Genomic DNA, 19,788 nt, shown 5'->3' on the forward strand with positions numbered 1-19,788 from the left:
ATGGCCGATATTTTTGGTTTATCGGCCATCATTTTGGGATTCAGACTAGTTTTGAGAGTTCATGACCGATATTTTCGGTTTATCGGCCATCATTATGGGATTCAGACTAGTTTTGAGAGTTCATGGCCGATATTTTTGGTTTATCGGCCATTATTCTTTACATAACTCCTGTTTTTATTGCTCCCTTGAGAATGATAATTCTGTTTTAAAAATCTTCGCACACTTCTCTCTGGTACACCGCTCCAATAAACCACGTCTTTTGTCTTAATAATACCTTGATTAATATGAAAGAGTTCATCAATTATGTTGTGCAACATCTCTGATTTCTCATATGAATGTCCACAAGCACATGATACAGTTTTAAATTTGTTCAATACTTCTATCTTATTAATTTGTAGACATTTTGGACAACGTGGACCTGATTTCATCTTTTCGAATGGATAATAATAAATCCTTTCAAATACTTTCGGATTATTTAATTCAACAAGTTTTTCTGCTACGTAAAGATCTTTCTTATATGTTTTTCTTTTTAATAAATACTGAATAAAACTATCGATTTGATTATGAAAGAGTATCAATGGATTACCATCATAATTTCGAATAGAGAATTGTTTATTAATAAATATAATTTTACTTTCCACTTTATATCCCCAATTGTTTAACTCCACAATTCTAATGAGTCTGTCATGTGCCGCATCGAGCTGTGCCATAATATTTTTATAGTTCCGTCCATGTTCACTAATAAAATTATCATTTTTGTATGTATATACACCACTATAGTTCTTAACGTCAAAATGATAGATCACTTTATCAACCACTATTAGAAAGTCATATTGTGATGAACCATTATTATCCAAAGTAATATCCCAGATTTTTATACCTTCAAGTATATTTTTTAGAAAGTTATAAAACATTCTTTCTCCAGCTACTCCACTTTTATATCTAAAAAGATTGATGCGATCATTTTCTTGTAATGTAATTCTATCTTCTACTGCAAGTAAATATTGAATATAATGGTCTGGATGATGTGCTTTAATAAACATATATTCACCTCATCCACATTATAAAAATCAACAATTGTTAACACAAGAAAAAAGTGAGAAAAATTAATTTCTCACTTTTTCCTATTCACTATATTTTTTTAAGATTAATACTGCATTATGACCACCAAATCCTAAACTGTTTGTCATCGCATATTCAATCTCGCGTTCAACGCTTTTATTCGGTACAAAGTTCAATCCAAATGCATGTTCATCTTCCTGATGGATTGTTGGTGCAATCTTTCCTGTTTCAATAGAAAGTGCTGTAATAATTGTTTCAATTGCACCTGTTGCACCTAATAGATGACCCGTCATTGATTTTGTCGAAGATACTAATAGATTTTCTGCATGTTCTCCGAATGTTGCCTTAATCGCTAACGCTTCATATTCATCACCAATCGGCGTACTCGTACCATGGGCATTTAAGTAATCAATCTTATCCGCTTCGATACCGGCATCTTTAAGTGCCATCTTCATCGTACGCACGCCACCTTCGCCATTCGGTGCTGGTGCTGTAATATGATGTGCATCACCATTATTACCGTAACCTACGACTTCTGCGTAGATATGAGCGCCTCGCGCTAATGCATGGTCTAAATTTTCTAGTACGACGACACCTGCACCTTCACCCATAACAAATCCATCGCGTCCTTCCTGATATGGACGACATGCTGTTTCAGGATCTTCATTTGTACTAAGTGCACGATTAGATGTAAAACCAGCGATACTTAGACGCGTAATTGGCGCTTCTGTACCCCCTGCTATCATAACATCTGCATCTCCATATTGTATCATTCTGGCAGCATCACCTATAGAATTCGTTCCTGTTGCACATGCTGTAACAGTACATCCATTTGGTCCCTTTGCACCTAAATCGATAGAAACTTGTCCTGCAGCCATATCAGGAATTAACATCGGAACAAAGAATGGACTAACGCGTCTAGGTCCTTTATCGACTAATGTTTGATGTGCATTCTCGAAGGATTCAATGCCGCCAATTCCCGAGCCAATCCAAACGCCAACACGATCACTATTATCATCAGTAATTTCTAGTTTCGAATCTTTTAATGCTTCACGTGCTGCTACCACTGCATATTGCGTAAATCGATCCATTCGACGTGCTTCTTTCAATGGCATATGATCTTCAATATTGAAATCCTTCAATTCACCTGCTACTTTCACTGCCATATCATCATGCTCAATACGTGTAATAGGCGCTATGCCGTTAACGCCATTCACAGCATTTTCAAATGTAGTATGTGCATCATTACCGATAGGGCTAAGTGCACCGATTCCAGTAATTACAACTCTATTTTTCATTATTTTCTCTCCTTATCTCCCCAAATTAATGTCATAGCACCGTATGTCAGACCTCCACCAAACCCAACAAAAACTAATTTAGAACCGTTCTTAATCTTCCCTTGTTCTAATTCATGGAATAATGAAAGCGGTATGCTGGCTGCTGATGTATTACCATATCGATCAACAGTAACACTCATTTTCTCTGGAGGTATCCCTAAACGTTCACGTGCTGATTCCATAATACGGATATTTGCCTGATGTGGAATAAACATATCAATTTCTTCTGACTTTAGACCCGCTTTCTCAACTGACTTCAATGAAACATCACCCATAATACGTACCGCAAATTTAAATACTTCACGACCATTCATTTCAAGTAATCCAGTTTCTTTATTATCAAATAAATATTTCCCACCAGAACCATCGCTTCCCCATTCATGAGATAGGAAGCCATATCCTTCAGCAACTTCACTCACAATGACAGCAGCAGCTCCATCTCCAAATAAAATTGCTGTATTACGATCATTTAAATTTGCAATTTTTGTCAACTTTTCTGCGCCGACTACTAAAATATTTTTACATAACCCTGTTTTAATGAATTGTTCTGCCGTAATTAAATTATAGATAAAGCCTGTACATGCTGCGAGTTGATCCATTGCGGGAACATTTCTTAATCCAAGTTTATCCTGAAGCATCGTTGCTACAGACGGGAATTTATGATCGCCTGTTGCAGTTGCTACAATAACCATATCTATATCTTCTTTATTTATTTTAGCATTTTTAATTGCATTTTCACATGCAATGTATGCTAAATCACTCACATCCTGATCAGCTCTTGCAAATCTTCTTTCTTTAATTCCTGTCATTTGTGAAATCCATTCATCAGAAGTGTCCAGATAACTTTCAAAATGTTCATTCGTTACTATTTTTTCCGGAATATATACCCCTATACCTTTAATACCTACATTCATATCCGCACCTCTTATATCTACTTTTAGTATCTGGTACTAATTTAACACAAAAAATAAAGAACTTCAAATAGAAGTCCTTTATTTTTCAGCATCGATTTCGAGATAAACATTCACATTATTTTTAGGTGCTTTTTTACCATTTGGCAGTTTATCTGTTTTCTTATATTCCTCAATCATTTTATCCATTTTTTCAATCGTGCTTGATGATACTAACGGAGAATAACCTTGCAGTGCACTAATATTATCTCTCATACCATAATATTTTGTTCCACCGACAAGTCTACCTTCTGAGTATTCTCTTGCAATATCCTGATACAACTTTGAAATATCCTGCACAGTGCTTGCCAGAACAAAGTCTCCGAGATAGCTTTGGTCCGTTATATATCCAATCGCTTTACGATCATAATCTTTAACAATTCCCATGACTTCACTGTTAACACCATCTGCTGCCGGATAAAATACATCCACATCATTTTCAATCATTTTTTTTGTGATGACACCAACATCATTATTATATTCCCAAGTCTTCACAAAAGAAGCCTGAATGACAGTTTTCTTATTTTCATAATATGCACCATCCATAAATCCCTTAACTTCAGGCTGATAATCGAATGCACCTATCACGCCGATTTGATGTGTCTTTGATTCGTGACTAGCTAAGTAACCAGCAAAAAAGCCCATGCTATACGCTTCTATATTAAGTGCAGAAACATTTTTGTGTTTACTTATCCCGTTTGTAAAAACAAAGTGAACATCAGGATATTTTTTTGCATATTCATTAAAGATTTTTTCATACATTGACCCTTGTCCATAAATGATAGAGACATCTCTATCAAGAAATTCATTCAGTACAAGTTTAGTTTTTTCATCATTATCTATATTTTCCTGTATGTAAAAATTTGAATCATATTCCTGAACAATATCCAGTACTGCTTTGTAACCTTTAGTCCCCCAAGTCTGATCATTGATTGATTCAGGAAAGATAAAACCGACACTATTTATTTCATGATATTTTGGGATTTTAATATAAACTATCGTACCAAGTACTGTAATAAGCACTACTAGAAAAACGAGAAATTTTTTCATTTTTTATTCCTTTCAATGTCAGGGGTATACAATTTGCGTACACTCTTTTATAATAATTAATATAACATCTTTCATGGGGGATAAACATATGCAATATATTATGACATTCGTTTGGGCTTTTATTTTAGTTCAAATGGGTAACTTCGTATTAATGAGTTTAGGTGGCGGAAATGACTTAAACTTACCATTCGCAACAATTATTAGTGTTATTTTTGGTATATTAGCAATTATTATTGCACACCTTGTTCCAAATGAGCCCATTCCAGCACACGAAGAGCATTAAAAAAACGAGAACAGCTGTCTCTGTTTTTATACCATAAATTTAACTTCATCATTTACGCGATCAACTTTAATCACTGTTCCTTCTGAATAATCTTCTTTGATCAGTAATCTAGCTAATGGCGTTTCGATTTCTTTTTGAACGAATCGTTTCAATGGTCTTGCGCCGAACTGTGGCTCATAAGCTGTGTCGGCAATCCATCGCTTGATTTCATCCGTTAATTCAACTTTTACACCACGACTATCTAATCGCGTATTTAATTCACGTACTATTTTGTCAACAATAAATGTCATATCATTTCTACTCAATGGTTTAAACAATACAATATCATCCATACGGTTTAATATTTCTGGTTTAAAGTGTAAATGTAATGCATCCATTACATTCATTCTTGCTGTCTCTGTAATTTCATCTTTTTCAATACCGTCTAATAAATATTGTGAACCAATGTTACTTGTCATAATGATAATAGTATTTTTAAAATCCACGATTCTTCCTTTAGAATCTGTTAAACGGCCTTCATCTAATAATTGTAATAATACATTAAATACATCGCTATGTGCTTTTTCAATTTCATCTAATAAGAGCACTGTATATGGATTTCTTCGAACTGCTTCAGTTAATTGTCCACCTTCTTCATGACCAATATAACCAGGAGGTGCACCTATTAATCGAGAAACTGCATGTTTCTCCATATATTCACTCATATCAATGCGTACCATATGTTTTTCAGAATCGAATAAAGTGCTGGCTAACGTTTTAGCAAGTTCAGTTTTACCAACCCCTGTTGGTCCTAAGAATAAAAAACTTCCGATAGGACGATTAGGATCTTTAATTCCGGCACGGGCACGTACGACTGCATCCGCGACTAAATCAACCGCTTCATCCTGACCGACGACACGCTCATGTAAAATCTCTGATAATTTTAGTAGTTTCTCTTTCTCAGTTTCAACTAATTTACTTACTGGAATGCCAGTCCATTGTGAAACAATATAACCAATTTCTTCTTCAGTTACAACTTCTCGAATTAAACGGTCAGTGCCTTTCGTTTCTTCAATCAAACTATCTTCTAAATCAGCTAATTCTTTCTCAACTTGCGGTATTTTACCATATTGTAATTCAGAAGCCTTACCTAAATCATAGTTACTTTGAGCTTCTTCCAGCGCTGTACGATATTTATCAAGTTCAGCTCGTTTTTCCTGAACGATACTAATTTGAGATTTTTCTTTTTCAACACGTGCCTGTAAAGTCTGCTGTTTCTCTTTCTCATCTGCAAGTTCACGTTGAAGTTCAGATAAACGGCTTTGACTCTTACTATCTGTTTCATTTTTCAATGCTTTTTCTTCAATCTCGAGTTGTAATACACGACGATTCACAGCATCTAGCTCTGTAGGATTAGAACCCATTTCCGTACGAATCGTAGCACATGCCTGGTCTACAAGGTCGATCGCTTTGTCCGGTAGAAATCTATCTGTAATATAACGGTCTGATAATTCTGCTGCTGCAACAAGTGCTGTATCCTGAATTCTTACACCATGATGCACTTCATAACGTTCCTTTAAACCACGTAAAATTGAGATCGTATCCTCTAAGTCAGGTTCAGCTACATTTACTTTCTGGAAGCGACGTTCTAAAGCTGAATCCTTTTCAATATATTGTCGGTATTCATTTAAAGTTGTTGCACCGATACAATGTAACTCACCACGCGCGAGCATTGGCTTTAACATATTACCTGCATCCATGGCACCATCTGTTTTACCTGCGCCGACTAACATATGGATTTCGTCGATGAATAATAAAATTTTACCATCTGATTCTTTAACTTCTTTTAGCACTGCTTTTAAACGTTCTTCAAACTCGCCACGGAATTTTGCGCCTGCAACAAGTGCAGATAAATCAAGTTCAAATATCGTTTTATCCAGAAGTGCGTCAGGTACATCTTTTTTAACAATACGTTGCGCTAATCCTTCAACAATTGCTGTTTTACCTACACCTGGTTCACCAATTAAAATCGGATTATTTTTTGTTTTACGGCTTAATATACGAATCGTATTACGCACTTCTTCATCGCGTCCGATAACCGGATCCATTTTTCCGTTTCTTACTTCTTCTACTAAATCACGTCCATATTTCTTTAATACTTCATATTGAACTTCCGGATTTTGTGTCGTCACGTGGTTCCCTCCTCTAATCTGATTTATGATTTCAAATACTACTTCACCTTTATTACCAACAAATGATCTTGTAGGTGCATGTGTTTCAATTGCAGCCAAAATAATATGTTCTACAGAAATATAATGATCATCCATTTCATTCATCTTTTTTTCTGCTGCATTCAGTAGCTGATTAATGCCATTGCTTAAATATTGTCCATATTGGACATTACCCTCTACTCGGGGCATTTTAGTTAATGTCTCATTTAAAATGCTCTCATAAGATTTTATATCTAAATTACTGCGTTCAAATACAGTATTTAACATGCTGTCACTTTGTATTACAAAATGTTTCATTAGATTCTCTACTTCTATCGTTTGAAGTTTTTCTTCTACTGCGTCATTTTGAGCAAATTCAAGGGCAGATTGTACGTTATATGTCATCTTATCTATATTCATCAATTCACCTCATCAACAGTTTGACTATCTTTGACTATAATAATATTATAAAACCAATTCACAGAAAAAACAAATTATCCACCTTAAATCTAACACAAAGTATTATTTTTATAAGAAATCATTATTTCTTGTATGATATAATATATTAAATCTAATAAAGATACGGGTGATACAAATGGTACAATCTGAATACCATGAGGCAATAAGCATAATTAATTACATAACTGAAGAAGGTAAGCTTGAGACATATGATCAAAATCAATATATTTATCAGGCAGAGGATCCTGCGAATGCAATATATGTCATTAAAAGCGGTAATGTAGTTATTCATCGTGTATTAGAAGATGGAAAAGAATTTTCAATGAAATTACTAGGTCCAAGAAATATCTTTGGTTCTACAACTTTATTTTGTGGATTAAAAAAACATTCATTATTCGCTAAAACAAAGACAAAAGTTTCTGTTTACAAGCTGGATATCGAACAGTTTGAAAATGCTATATTAAATGACGAAGTGTTAAACTATGAATGGTTATTGTGGATTCAAAATGAGAACGCAAAGCAGGAATATAAATTAAGAGATTTATACACGTTAGGTAAAAAAGGTGCTGTATACTCTACTCTAATAAGACTATCGAATACTTATGGCACTTCAACTGAAGACGGCATCCAGCTTAATATTGATATGACGAATAATGAGTTAGCTAACTTTGGCGGTACAACACGAGAAGGAGTCAACCGAATTATCAGCGAATTGAAGTCAAAAAATATCATAGTGACACAAGGTAAAAGGATTACGATAAAAAATATTGACTATCTTAAAGATCAGATTAATTGTGAAAATTGTCCAATTAATATTTGCAAAATGGAATAAAAAAAGAGACATAAAAGTGTCTCTTTTTTTAGCTTACTCCTAATGCTATTTTAGCGTAACGGCTCATCATGTCTTTTGACCACACTGGATTCCAGACGATATTTACTTCAACATCTTTTACTTCTGGTAATTCTCCTAGTGCAGTTTTAACTTGATCGATAATTTGAGGACCCATCGGACATCCCATTGATGTTAAGGTCATATCTACATTGACTAATCCATCATCATCCATATCTACGTGATAAACAAGTCCTAAATTTACGATATCTATACCTAATTCTGGATCGATAACGTTTTCTAATGCACCCATAATACTATCTTTCATTGCTTCTTCCATTTATATCACCTCATTCTTTGTTATAATCTAAATATAACAAATATCAAACTTATTTCAAATTAATAAATTTTCATACTGATTAAAGGAGTTTTTATTTTGGAACAACATCTCATTTGCCTCGATTTAGATGGTACATTACTCAATAGCAATCAACAGATAACGCCTTATACAAAAGAAATCATTAAGAAAGTACAGGCGTTAGGTCATCAGTTTATGATTTCAACAGGACGACCATATCGTGCAAGTCAGATCTATTATACAGAGCTTGGACTGACAACACCGATCGTTAATTTTAACGGTGCTTTCGTTCACCATCCTACCGACATGAAATTTGAAACTTTTCATCAGCCTCTAGACTATAAAGTGGCACGTGAAATATTCGAAAAGATTCCCCATTTAAATATTCAAAATATCGTTGCAGAGGTAAAAGATCATGTTTATCTTCATTATCACGACGAATATTTATTTGAAGGGTTTAGTATGGGTAACCCGCTAATTGAAGTCGGCAATCTTTTAGATAGCATTAAAGAACCACCAACATCAATTCTCATTCAGGCAGAAGAGAAAGAAATACCAAATATTTATCAACATCTGGATGATGTTTATGCTGAGCATTTAGAGCACAGACGTTGGGGAGCTCCTTTCCCGGTTATTGAAATCGTCAAAAAAGGAATCAATAAAGCAGTCGGTGTTCAAATTGCATTAGATTATCTTAACATTAAAAGAGAAAATACGATCGCTTTTGGTGATGAAGATAATGATCATGAAATGATTCAATTTGTGAATACTGGTGTTGCAATGGGCAATGCAATTGATGATTTGAAAGAAATTGCAGATGATATTACCGATTCAAACAATGAAGACGGTATCGGAAAATATTTAGCACGTTATTTTAATATAGAATAGAGGCTTTAATTATGAAGGTTATTGTTATAGGCGCTGTAGCTGGTGGTGCTACTGTGGCTTCTCAACTTAGAAGATTAAGTGATACAGAAATAATAGTTTATGAAAAAGATCGTGATATGAGCTTTGCAAACTGTGGCTTGCCCTATTATCTAGGCGGCGAGGTAACACCTCGTAATAAGCTGATTGCTGCAACTGAATCTTCTTTTAAGACGAATAAATCAATTACTGTGAAAACATATCATGAAGTTGTTTCAGTATCAGCTGAAAATAAGGAGATTGTTGTAAAAGATATTAAAAATAATCGTACTTTTACTGATACATTTGATTATTTAATCTTATCACCTGGTGCAACTCAAGTTAGATTACCTGTTTTACAAGGTAATCATGTGTTTACGCTGCGTAATTTAGAAGACACTGATAAAATCAATAATTTTATTGAAACTGAAGGTGCTAAAGATATCCTAATTATCGGTGGAGGATACATAAGTTTAGAAATAATCGAAAATTTAAAAAATCGTGGATTAAATATAACGATGCTTCATCGCAGTTCGCATATACTTAAATCCGTCGATCAGGATATGACGAAGCACATCCCTGATATACTCGAAGCACATGGAGTACGTGTTTTATTAGACGATGAAGTAAAGACATTGGATGGTAAAACTGTACAGTTAAAATCCGGTCGCAAATTTGATTATGATATGATCATTACAGCACTTGGTATTAAACCAAACACACAGTTTTTACAATCTAGTAAGATTGAACTGACTGACAGCGGACATATTAAGGTAAATGCTTATTTCGAGACAAATATCCCATATATCTACGCTTTAGGTGATGCAATCCAGACAAAATATCGTCATGTTGATTATCCAGCTCAAATTGCACTTGCCTGGGGTGCGCATCGTGCGGCAAGTATTATCGCACATAATATCGTTAACCCTCAGTCCACAAAGTTCAACGGTCTGCTTGGAACGAACATCATTCGATTATTCGATTATACATTCTCAAGTGTCGGTATAACGCCCAATATGCTGGATAACTTTGATTATGAAATCGTTCAACAAACCCAAAAACATCATGCAGGTTATATGCTTGATGCAGAACAAATTTCAATCAATGTTTATTTCGATAAGAAGACGCGTAAAATATTACGCGCTTCAGCCTTTGGCAGAGTCGGTGTAGATAAACGCATCGATATAATAGCTACAGCTATGATCGGAAATTTGACGATAGATGAATTTAAAGATATCGAAATCGCATATAGCCCCGTATATAGTAGTCCAAAAGATATTATCAATATGCTCGGCTATAAAGCAGAACAAAAATAAAAAAACCGCATTTGTAGTGAACCCAAAAAGTTGAACTTTTTATTAAGCTACTTTCATTAAAGCAATATTTCTGTATTCTACAGGAGTCTTGCTTTTTAATTTTCTCTTCTTTCTGACTAAATTATAATACTCCATATAGTCAATAATCTCCTCTTCTAGTTCATCATAAGAATCAAATGTTTCTCCATAAAACATTTCTTGTTTTAAAATACCAAAGAAATTCTCCATCGGAGAATTATCAAGACAATTACCTTTTCTAGACATGCTTTGAATAATTCTATTCTTTTTCAAAGATTGTACCCAAGATTTATGCTGATATTGCCACCCTTGATCGGAATGGATTGTAGTTCTATAGGGAAGGTCTGGAATTACATTAATTGCTTTTAACAATGATTCCATAACGAATTCCAATGTTGGACGCTTACTAATTGAATAAGAAATAATCTCTTTCGAACATACATCAAAAATTGTTGACAGATATAGCTTAGTTCCATTTTTAATGTTGAATTGTGTTACATCAGTAAGTAATTTTTGATATGGGCGATTAGTTACGAATCTGCGATTCAATTTATTCTTAGCTGTTTTGCCAACTTTCCCTTTGTACGACTTATATGTTCTATTTCTATGCTTAAACTTTGTACAAAGTAAATTATTTTCTCTCATTATTCTAAGAACTTTTTTATGGTTAACTACAAAACCTAACTCTCTTAGTTCGTCGGTTACTGTACGATAACCTATCCTATTTTTATGTTTGTTAATGATTTCTTTAATCAAAGTAATTAAATAATTGTCTTTATGTTTAGTGACACTAAGTCGTAATTTCCAATAATGGTATACACTTTTCGCTATCATAGCTACTGATAATATTTCTTTTAACTTATAGTTAGATTCATTCCTTAACTCAATAATAGCAGCTACTATTTCTTTGTTTGATTTTTTCAAGCTAAGGATTGTAACTTTTTTTCGAAAGCAATTGCGATTTCTAATCTTCTGTTTTCCTCACGTAAGCGTATTAATTCTTGTCGTTCACTTTCGTTTAAACTAGTGTTATCAACCTTTTTATTTTTCATAGTTTTAGACGCACGACCCTTCGGTTTTGATTCTAAACCTAGGATACCATATTGATTGTATTTCATCTGCCACTGAGCTATTAAAGTAGGATTAGTAATATCAAAGATTCTAGCAGTTTCTTTATATGAAAGTTGATTAGTAATTCTATACTGAATGATTCTTAATTTTTCATCTGTTGAATATTTCTTTCTGGTCATACTGGATATAAGACCGTCAATACCGAAGGTATCAAATTGGTAAGTCCATGTTTTTAGTTGTGAAGGATCGATATCATATTTGTTACTTAATGAATCATAACCAATATTTCCTTCTTTATATTCTTTGATTAGTTTTAATTTAAAATCAAGATCATGCTTTTTTATTCAAAATAAACACCCCTAAAGTTGAATTTTAAGGTTCACTTTAGGGGTGCACTTCAAAAGAAGGCACTCTCTTCGGGTTTTCGGTCTGTACTGAAATCAAGGTATTATTGGGAATCCCAGCTTAAATCATAGATACCGTAAGGGATTTTATTCTTTATTTAAAACTTTGCAACAGAACCTTTTTGTTTATATTATTTTATTTTTAAATTTGCTATTATTAAATGGAATTTAAAAACTCCAGGTAGAGAAGTAGAGGATGTTGTTATTTCTGGTACTGTTGAAAATACTACAGATTCTAAAGAGCTTTTAGAAGCGATCATTGTTGCTGTCGGTGGTAAAGATAATATTGAAAAAGTAGATGCTTGTTTTACACGTTTGAGAATAACTTTAAAAGAGCCAAGTAAAGTTGAATCAAGTACTCATTTTACGGAAAAACTAGGGGCAAATGGTGTTGTTAATGTTCCATCTGGTATTCAAATTATTTATGGTAATAAAGCAGCAGTCTATAAGACAGAAATGAGAGAATTACTAGAAATGGAGTAATTGTTTCTTTGAAGGGAAGATAAAGTGTGAATTTATTTAAAAAATTTAAAAAGAAGACGAACCAATTAACCCTACATAGCATAAATACAGGGGTATTTGTTCCAATTACAGAGGTGAAAGATGATGTGTTTTCTCAGAAAATGTTAGGGGATGGTTTTGCTATTAGACCTAATATAAAAGAGGTATATTCACCGATTAGTGGTAGAAGCATTTAGAGGGTCAGGATACCCTGATATGCCAGAGTTAGAACTGGCTCCTCATTTAGATTGGTATAAAGATGTAGATATACGTAAAGAATACAATTGAGTTATATAATATCTGTAGAATCGAATAAACTAAAACTCATTTTAAGACTGTTTCGTGGAGAGTCATCCACTCGGAGATTCGAAACTGCCTTAAAATGCTTTTTTTTTTTTTACTATTTTAAATATCGATAGAGTGTAGCTTTACTAATACCAGTCATTTCCGTAATTTCTTTTACACTATATTCCTGACTGTCATATAGTTTCACTGCTCTTTCAATATCTCGTTGATTAACGCGTGGGCGACCACCTTTTCTACCTCTAGCCCGCGCGCTTTTTAAACCTTCTTTCGTACGCTCTACAATCAAATCACGCTCAAACTGACTGAATGCTTGGAAAACGGTCATCATTAAGCGTCCTTGGGGTGTACTAGTATCGAAGTTTTCTTTCAGACTTACAAGCTTCACTTTATGCTCTTCAAAGTAAGTAACGAGATCAATTAAATCTTTAGTACTACGACCTAGACGCGAGAAACTTTCCACTATAACTGTGTCTCCAGGGCGTATCTTATCTTTTAGTCGGTTCAGCTGAGGCCGATCGGATTTTGTTCCAGTCATTTTTTCAGTAAGGATCTCATTGCAATTTTGTTCATTGAGTAAATCTAGTTGTCGGTTTAACTCTTGTGATCGTGTACTCACTCTAGCATAGCCATATATATATCCATTCATAAAACTCATCCTTTTTTTGATTTTATTGTATCACAAATGGTGGTTAAAGATTCATACATAAAGAAAAAAATTTTGATACTGAAAAGGACTACTTTTTTAGTAAAAAAACAGTCCTTAAAAATCGTATCATAATCGACTGTTTTTGAGACAAAGTAATTTATAAAAAATATGCCTCTAACGTTTTTAGAACGTTAAAGGCATATTAACTTCAGACAGTTATTACTATACCCTAGCTTTATGGGTTTTGATAGAATTAATTAGATTTTAATAAACGAAGTCCATTCAGAATAACGACCAACGTACTTCCTTCATGAAGGAATACACTAATTGCAATATCCGTCAAACCTAAGAAACTAGCAATAATTAAAAAGACAACAACGGCCATTGAGAAAAAAATATTTTGCCAAATGACACGATTCATTTTGGTTGCAATATTATGAGATTGTACCAATTTGGATAAATTATTCTGCATTAAAACCAAATCAGACACTTCTACTGCTACATCTGTTCCTTCCCCCATGGCAATACCTACATCTGCATTAACAAGGGCAGGGGCATCATTTACACCATCACCCACCATTGCTGTTACGCCGTATTTCTCTTTTTGCTCGTCAATAATTCGAGATTTATCTTCTGGCATGACATTCGCGATTACTTCATCTATTCCTAATTGTTCTGCAACTGCTTTTCCTGTCATTTCTGAGTCACCAGTAATTAAAGTGGTGTGTATGCCGTGTTCTTTAAAGTAATTAATAGTTTCTTTTGCATGTTCACTTGGAATGTCCATGAGAGCTATAAGTCCAATGACATTCTCATCTTCTGCTACGTATACGACTGTCTTACCTTCTGATGCCCATTCCTTATTTAAACGAATATATTCATTTTCAACATTGTCAAACGAAGTTGGTTTTCCAATCCGATAATTTCTTCCGTTATAATCTCCCGTCAACCCTTTACCAATCTGATTTTCTACTTCAATGGTAAGCTTATTTTTTTGTTCAAACTTTCTTAGAATGGCATCTGCTAAAGGGTGATTGGATTCTTTTTCAAGAGCCACTAAGATATCAATAATATTTTCTTCATTCACAGAATCGGCAAAATAATAATTGGTTACTTCTGGTTTTCCTTTGGTCAAAGTTCCCGTCTTATCAAACGCAATTGCTTGAGTATCAGCTAATTGAGACAGATAAGAACTACCTTTTGAAAGGACACCTTTTTTGGCCAGGTTAGAGGTTGTTGATAAGGTTACCGATACGGTAGCTGCTGCTAAAGCACAGGGTGAAGCTGCAACTAAAAGAACCAATCCCCTATAAATACTTTGTGACCATGTCCAATCAAGTAGAACAGGAGCCAATAACACGAACAGGGGAATGGCAATTAAAACAACTGTGACGTATTTCGGTTCGAATTTTTGGATAATACTCGCAGCTTTTGTTTGATTATCTTGGTTCTGGTTCACTAATTGTAAAATTTTTGAAAATACTGTATCTTCGTTTTCTTTGGTGACTTCCATTGTAAACGTGCCTGTCCCATTAATCGTACTCCCAAAAACGGTATCTCCTTTTGTTTTTTCATTGGGTATACTTTCACCATTAATAGACGATTCATCAATGGAAGTAGAGCCAGATAAAATGACTCCATCAATGGGTACTTGGTCACCGTTTAGTACTTGAAGTTGGTCCCCAACTGTTAATTCACTGACGTCAACAATCTTTGTATTCCCATCAGGCAAAATTAACCGAGCAGTTGTTGGGTTCATTTCGAGTAATTTCGTTATTTCTCGTCTACTTCTTCCTTCAGCGTAATCTTCCAGGAAATGTGCGCCTGAAAAAATGAGAATCAACAACGTTCCTTCCCAAAAATTCCCTATCGCTGAAGCTCCTATAGCCGCTAATCCCATTAAAATATGAGAATTAGGCGTAAACTTATTATTTGCTTTTGTATTCTCAATTGTCTCTCCAAGACCTTCCAGAACAATGACATGATAGCCCGCACTAATTGTGGCGAGTGAGAACATGATGTTTTTAATTAATTGATATTCTCCACTTAAGAACAATGCAACAATTGCCAATGCCAAACCAATAAAGTATAGAATAATAGGCATCTTCCCGTGATTGTGATCATGGTCGTGGTTATGTTTCTCTTTTTCCTGTGAATGTTGCTCTTTGGTAGTTTCCATTTCTATCACCTTTCTATTAAATTTCTTTGATTTTTGTTGACTTTTTTTGTGCCTTGCAAATTCTGAGCTCGTTTGTTTGCTTAAGTAAGGCAAGGATGCATATGGTTTGGGCTTATCCAGTCTCCATCTCCTTTTATTTGTAAATCGGAATGATTATGATAAAGATATGAAGTTATATTCATATGTTTACAAAATCATATTAACTCACTGTATGAGTTTTGTCAAGACAAGATGCTTCTTATTCAAATGGACTACTATTGCTGATACAAAAGTCTTAATTTTGTCTATAAACAAAAAACTAGCATCGTTTTACTCATGTGGTATTATATATATATGAATGGAAAATCATGTGAGAGGAATAAGATCATATGGATACATCAACAACTTCGCCAATCAATAAAGAGAAAATCCAATCAATAAGCAAAGTATTCAAAGTGATTAGTGACCCTACACGCTTGTCAATTCTCTTTCTTTTACAGAAAGAAGAGCTCAGTGTTGGAAACATTGTGCTTGCATTGGATATGGAACAGTCCGCGATTTCACACCAACTAAAAATATTGAAAGATTCACGTTTAGTGAAGGCAAGAAGAGAAGGGAAAAGCATGGTTTACAGTCTTGATGATCTTCATGTTTTCAGTATTCTCGAACAAGTCTTAACTCATATCAATGAACAAGAACAATAAAAGCTAATAAGGTATAAAAGGTTCTGTTGCAAAGTTTTAAATAAAGAATAAAATCCCTTACGGTATCTATGATTTAAGCTGGGATTCCCAATAATACCTTGATTTCAGTACAGACCGAAAACCCGAAGAGAGTGCCTTCTTTTGTAGTGAACCCAAAAAGTTGAACTTTTTATTAAGCTACTTTCATTAAAGCAAGATTTCTGTATTCTACAGGAGTCTTGCTTTTTAATTTTCTCTTCTTTCTGACTAAATTATAATACTCCATATAGTCAATAATCTCCTCTTCTAGTTCATCATAAGAATCAAATGTTTCTCCATAAAACATTTCTTGTTTTAAAATACCAAAGAAATTCTCCATCGGAGAATTATCAAGACAATTACCTTTTCTAGACATGCTTTGAATAATTCTATTCTTTTTCAAAGATTGTACCCAAGATTTATGCTGATATTGCCACCCTTGATCGGAATGGATTGTAGTTCTATAGGGAAGGTCTGGAATTACATTAATTGCTTTTAACAATGATTCCATAACGAATTCCAATGTTGGACGCTTACTAATTGAATAAGAAATAATCTCTTTCGAACATACATCAAAAATTGTTGACAGATATAGCTTAGTTCCATTTTTAATGTTGAATTGTGTTACATCAGTAAGTAATTTTTGATATGGGCGATTAGTTACGAATCTGCGATTCAATTTATTCTTAGCTGTTTTGCCAACTTTCCCTTTGTACGACTTATATGTTCTATTTCTATGCTTAAACTTTGTACAAAGTAAATTATTTTCTCTCATTATTCTAAGAACTTTTTTATGGTTAACTACAAAACCTAACTCTCTTAGTTCGTCGGTTACTGTACGATAACCTATCCTATTTTTATGTTTGTTAATGATTTCTTTAATCAAAGTAATTAAATAATTGTCTTTATGTTTAGTGACACTAAGTCGTAATTTCCAATAATGGTATACACTTTTCGCTATCATAGCTACTGATAATATTTCTTTTAACTTATAGTTAGATTCATTCCTTAACTCAATAATAGCAGCTACTATTTCTTTGTTTGATTTTTTCAAGCTAAGGATTGTAACTTTTTTTCGAAAGCAATTGCGATTTCTAATCTTCTGTTTTCCTCACGTAAGCGTATTAATTCTTGTCGTTCACTTTCGTTTAAACTAGTGTTATCAACCTTTTTATTTTTCATAGTTTTAGACGCACGACCCTTCGGTTTTGATTCTAAACCTAGGATACCATATTGATTGTATTTCATCTGCCACTGAGCTATTAAAGTAGGATTAGTAATATCAAAGATTCTAGCAGTTTCTTTATATGAAAGTTGATTAGTAATTCTATACTGAATGATTCTTAATTTTTCATCTGTTGAATATTTCTTTCTGGTCATACTGGATATAAGACCGTCAATACCGAAGGTATCAAATTGGTAAGTCCATGTTTTTAGTTGTGAAGGATCGATATCATATTTGTTACTTAATGAATCATAACCAATATTTCCTTCTTTATATTCTTTGATTAGTTTTAATTTAAAATCAAGATCATGCTTTTTTATTCAAAATAAACACCCCTAAAGTTGAATTTTAAGGTTCACTTTAGGGGTGCACTTCAATTTTGCGGTTTTTTTATTTTTGATTATTTTGCTGATTCGCTATATATCTTTTTCTGTTTCGAGTTGCTCCGATAATAAATAAAGTGAATAATATGATAATCGCACCAGCAGCAATTAGGTAACCATTGTTAAATCCTTGATTCTTCACAACTGCATATAGTTCCGCTTCTTCACGATTTGTAATCAGTGAAAACTTATTATCTTTATAATGAATACGGTCTCCTATTAATAATCCACTTAACATTTTATCTTTAGGGACACGGTTGCTATCCAGCTTAATATTCGTTGCCTTGCTCGTATTATTAATGTTATAGATAAAGTCAACCTTGTTTGTATCAAAATAAATTAATTGATTACCTTCATTATTATAGATAACCTCAGATTTACCATCAAACATTTCATTATACTTTTTGTAAACACCACTCGTAACTTCTAAGTATTCAATAACTTCTTTATCAACACGGAAATCAAGTAACTGATGAATATCAGGTGCTTTATCTCCGTTCATTGCTATTTCAGTACCATACGTCATACTAATAGGCATTTTCTGAACCATCAAATAGCTCATAAGCTGTTTTATACGAGTACCCGGAAACATATTTTCATTCGCTGCATAATTTGTAAACCTCGGCATAAAGAAGTTATCACTTGCTAGTAATTCATTCATTTCGTACTTTTTAGGAATATCTTGATCAGTTGTCTTAAAAGCATTAGCGATTGCTTTTGTAGTAGCTAATTTTTGTATGTGTTTGAAACCTGTCACATTAATATCTTCATTTAATATTGCAATCGTTTCAACATTCTCAGGGAATATTGCTTTTGCATCGATGCCATCCTGCATAACGTACATCGAAACACCGTCAATATTATATTTATCAACAAATTGCGTCACTGATGTTTTGAATTTTTTTTGGTTATTACTATTTTTTAAGTCTATGATTTTCATGTCCTTAAAATAAGCTCTTTGAAAGTCATTCATCTTCGTGTCATTTGTCTCAGTATAACCTTCAGTCACAGTAGACGGAATATCTACAATAACTTTCATCTTCTTATTATGAGCGAGTTTAATCATCTTTTTAAATTGTTTCTCGCCACCGTAAACATCATCAATCGTATTATAATTCTTAACTTTATAACCTAAATAATCATTTTGGTCTTTTTCGAATACTGGAGAAAGATGAATGGTATTAAACCCCATCTTCTTAATATAATCCATCTTATTGATAACACCATTTAAATCTCCACCATATGGTAGTGTATTATCTTTTTCGTTATGAATATGTTTGTTATTCGCATCATTGGCATTCATAAAACGATCGATTATTAAACTATAAATACGTAAATCCTTTTTTGTAGCAGCATCAGCATTCTGATGAAACGTTAATAATAAAAGAATGCTTGCTAGTAGTGTTATAAATTTTTTCATTCTAATTACCTCACTTTAGTCGTTATCTTTGATTATACTAAAATAAACAGAACGTGGGGAGAAATTCATAAAAAGTTCATGAATGAAAAAAAGAACCTCATATGAGAGGTTCTTAATAAATTATGGTTCTATAATAAAACGGACTGATGAAAAGATACAAATCTTTTCTTCAGCCCGTTTTTTGATTTTTTGGATATA

Annotated in this window: 19 protein-coding genes and 3 pseudogenes; 7 read left to right on the forward strand and 15 right to left on the reverse strand. The window is 33.5% G+C overall.

Annotated features, from left to right (window positions below):
* Nucleotides 1-140 precede the first annotated feature (140 nt).
* From BFS35_RS13415 to BFS35_RS13430, 4 genes are all read right to left on the reverse strand, one after another.
* A complete protein-coding gene (locus BFS35_RS13415; protein ID WP_099578652.1) occupies nucleotides 141-1,043 on the reverse strand; it encodes a nuclease-related domain-containing protein in 903 nt (300 codons plus the stop codon).
* A gap of 81 nt (nucleotides 1,044-1,124) precedes the next feature.
* A complete protein-coding gene (gene fabF, locus BFS35_RS13420; protein WP_099578650.1) occupies nucleotides 1,125-2,360 on the reverse strand; it encodes a beta-ketoacyl-ACP synthase II in 1,236 nt (411 codons plus the stop codon).
* Nucleotides 2,360-3,313 (reverse strand): beta-ketoacyl-ACP synthase III, encoded by a 954-nt coding sequence (locus tag BFS35_RS13425; RefSeq protein ID WP_099578648.1) that lies wholly within the window; start codon nucleotides 3,311-3,313, stop codon nucleotides 2,360-2,362. The genes fabF and BFS35_RS13425 overlap by 1 nt, the downstream gene beginning before the upstream one ends.
* Before the next feature lie 78 nt (nucleotides 3,314-3,391).
* A complete protein-coding gene (locus BFS35_RS13430) occupies nucleotides 3,392-4,399 on the reverse strand; it encodes a BMP family ABC transporter substrate-binding protein (protein WP_099578646.1) in 1,008 nt (335 codons plus the stop codon).
* A gap of 88 nt (nucleotides 4,400-4,487) precedes the next feature.
* Here BFS35_RS13430 and BFS35_RS13435 point away from each other — a divergent pair, with 88 nt between their 5' ends.
* Nucleotides 4,488-4,682, forward strand: coding sequence for a YjzD family protein (locus BFS35_RS13435; RefSeq protein ID WP_099578644.1), 195 nt, complete (start codon nucleotides 4,488-4,490; stop codon nucleotides 4,680-4,682).
* 26 nt (nucleotides 4,683-4,708) lie between these two features.
* Here BFS35_RS13435 and clpB read toward each other — a convergent pair whose 3' ends face one another.
* Nucleotides 4,709-7,291 carry an ATP-dependent chaperone ClpB gene (gene clpB, locus BFS35_RS13440; protein ID WP_099578642.1) on the reverse strand — a complete coding sequence of 861 codons (2,583 nt, stop codon included), beginning with the start codon at nucleotides 7,289-7,291 and terminating at the stop codon, nucleotides 4,709-4,711.
* Nucleotides 7,292-7,466: 175 nt separating this feature from the next.
* Between clpB and BFS35_RS13445 the strand changes: the two genes are divergently transcribed.
* Entirely contained in the window at nucleotides 7,467-8,162 is a 696-nt protein-coding gene (locus BFS35_RS13445) for a Crp/Fnr family transcriptional regulator (protein ID WP_099578640.1), read from the forward strand.
* Nucleotides 8,163-8,190: 28 nt separating this feature from the next.
* Here BFS35_RS13445 and BFS35_RS13450 read toward each other — a convergent pair whose 3' ends face one another.
* Nucleotides 8,191-8,499 (reverse strand): metal-sulfur cluster assembly factor, encoded by a 309-nt coding sequence (locus BFS35_RS13450; protein WP_099578638.1) that lies wholly within the window; start codon nucleotides 8,497-8,499, stop codon nucleotides 8,191-8,193.
* A 96-nt stretch (nucleotides 8,500-8,595) separates the two neighbouring features.
* Between BFS35_RS13450 and BFS35_RS13455 the strand changes: the two genes are divergently transcribed.
* On the forward strand, nucleotides 8,596-9,405 hold the full coding sequence (locus BFS35_RS13455) for a Cof-type HAD-IIB family hydrolase (RefSeq protein ID WP_099578637.1): 810 nt from the start codon (nucleotides 8,596-8,598) through the stop codon (nucleotides 9,403-9,405).
* 8 nt (nucleotides 9,406-9,413) lie between these two features.
* The gene (locus BFS35_RS13460) at nucleotides 9,414-10,736 is read left to right on the forward strand and encodes a CoA-disulfide reductase (protein ID WP_099578635.1); all 1,323 of its coding nucleotides are present in this window, start codon (nucleotides 9,414-9,416) and stop codon (nucleotides 10,734-10,736) included.
* A gap of 42 nt (nucleotides 10,737-10,778) precedes the next feature.
* Here the strand turns inward: BFS35_RS13460 and BFS35_RS13465 are convergent, their stop codons facing one another.
* The 3 genes and pseudogenes from BFS35_RS13465 to BFS35_RS14185 all read right to left on the reverse strand — a co-directional run.
* Nucleotides 10,779-11,678, reverse strand: coding sequence for an IS3 family transposase (locus tag BFS35_RS13465; protein WP_158554335.1), 900 nt, complete (start codon nucleotides 11,676-11,678; stop codon nucleotides 10,779-10,781).
* Entirely contained in the window at nucleotides 11,675-12,004 is a 330-nt protein-coding gene (locus tag BFS35_RS13470; protein WP_240628456.1) for a transposase, read from the reverse strand. The genes BFS35_RS13465 and BFS35_RS13470 overlap by 4 nt, the downstream gene beginning before the upstream one ends.
* 63 nt (nucleotides 12,005-12,067) lie before the next feature.
* A pseudogene (locus tag BFS35_RS14185) lies at nucleotides 12,068-12,169 on the reverse strand (helix-turn-helix domain-containing protein); the annotation flags it as partial.
* Nucleotides 12,170-12,385: 216 nt separating this feature from the next.
* Here BFS35_RS14185 and BFS35_RS13480 point away from each other — a divergent pair.
* The gene (locus BFS35_RS13480; protein ID WP_257790042.1) at nucleotides 12,386-12,712 is read left to right on the forward strand and encodes a PTS glucose/sucrose transporter subunit IIB; all 327 of its coding nucleotides are present in this window, start codon (nucleotides 12,386-12,388) and stop codon (nucleotides 12,710-12,712) included.
* 26 nt (nucleotides 12,713-12,738) lie between these two features.
* Nucleotides 12,739-12,927 (forward strand): PTS glucose transporter subunit IIA, encoded by a 189-nt coding sequence (locus BFS35_RS13485; protein WP_198337171.1) that lies wholly within the window; start codon nucleotides 12,739-12,741, stop codon nucleotides 12,925-12,927.
* Nucleotides 12,928-13,133: 206 nt separating this feature from the next.
* On the opposite strand, the pseudogene BFS35_RS13490 reads toward BFS35_RS13485, so the two are convergent.
* Both BFS35_RS13490 and BFS35_RS13495 read right to left on the reverse strand, forming a co-directional pair.
* Nucleotides 13,134-13,682: pseudogene (locus tag BFS35_RS13490) on the reverse strand (recombinase family protein); the annotation flags it as partial.
* A 253-nt stretch (nucleotides 13,683-13,935) separates the two neighbouring features.
* Nucleotides 13,936-15,861 carry a heavy metal translocating P-type ATPase gene (locus BFS35_RS13495; RefSeq protein WP_170137319.1) on the reverse strand — a complete coding sequence of 642 codons (1,926 nt, stop codon included), beginning with the start codon at nucleotides 15,859-15,861 and terminating at the stop codon, nucleotides 13,936-13,938.
* 368 nt (nucleotides 15,862-16,229) lie between these two features.
* On the opposite strand from BFS35_RS13495, the gene BFS35_RS13500 reads away from it, so the two are divergent.
* Nucleotides 16,230-16,544 (forward strand): ArsR/SmtB family transcription factor, encoded by a 315-nt coding sequence (locus BFS35_RS13500; RefSeq protein ID WP_048728532.1) that lies wholly within the window; start codon nucleotides 16,230-16,232, stop codon nucleotides 16,542-16,544.
* Between the two features lie 172 nt (nucleotides 16,545-16,716).
* Here BFS35_RS13500 and BFS35_RS13510 read toward each other — a convergent pair whose 3' ends face one another.
* From BFS35_RS13510 to BFS35_RS13520, 4 genes and pseudogenes are all read right to left on the reverse strand, one after another.
* Entirely contained in the window at nucleotides 16,717-17,616 is a 900-nt protein-coding gene (locus BFS35_RS13510) for an IS3 family transposase (protein ID WP_158554336.1), read from the reverse strand.
* Complete coding sequence (locus BFS35_RS13515; RefSeq protein WP_240628456.1) at nucleotides 17,613-17,942, reverse strand: transposase; 330 nt, start codon at nucleotides 17,940-17,942, stop codon at nucleotides 17,613-17,615. Before BFS35_RS13515 ends, BFS35_RS13510 begins: the two co-directional genes overlap by 4 nt.
* 63 nt (nucleotides 17,943-18,005) lie before the next feature.
* Nucleotides 18,006-18,107: pseudogene (locus BFS35_RS14190) on the reverse strand (helix-turn-helix domain-containing protein); the annotation flags it as partial.
* A gap of 70 nt (nucleotides 18,108-18,177) precedes the next feature.
* Nucleotides 18,178-19,590 (reverse strand): alpha-amylase family protein, encoded by a 1,413-nt coding sequence (locus BFS35_RS13520; protein WP_099578628.1) that lies wholly within the window; start codon nucleotides 19,588-19,590, stop codon nucleotides 18,178-18,180.
* Nucleotides 19,591-19,788 lie beyond the last annotated feature (198 nt).

Origin of the sequence: Macrococcoides goetzii, assembly GCF_002742385.2 — a bacterium.
GTDB classification, from domain to species: domain Bacteria; phylum Bacillota; class Bacilli; order Staphylococcales; family Staphylococcaceae; genus Macrococcoides; species Macrococcoides goetzii.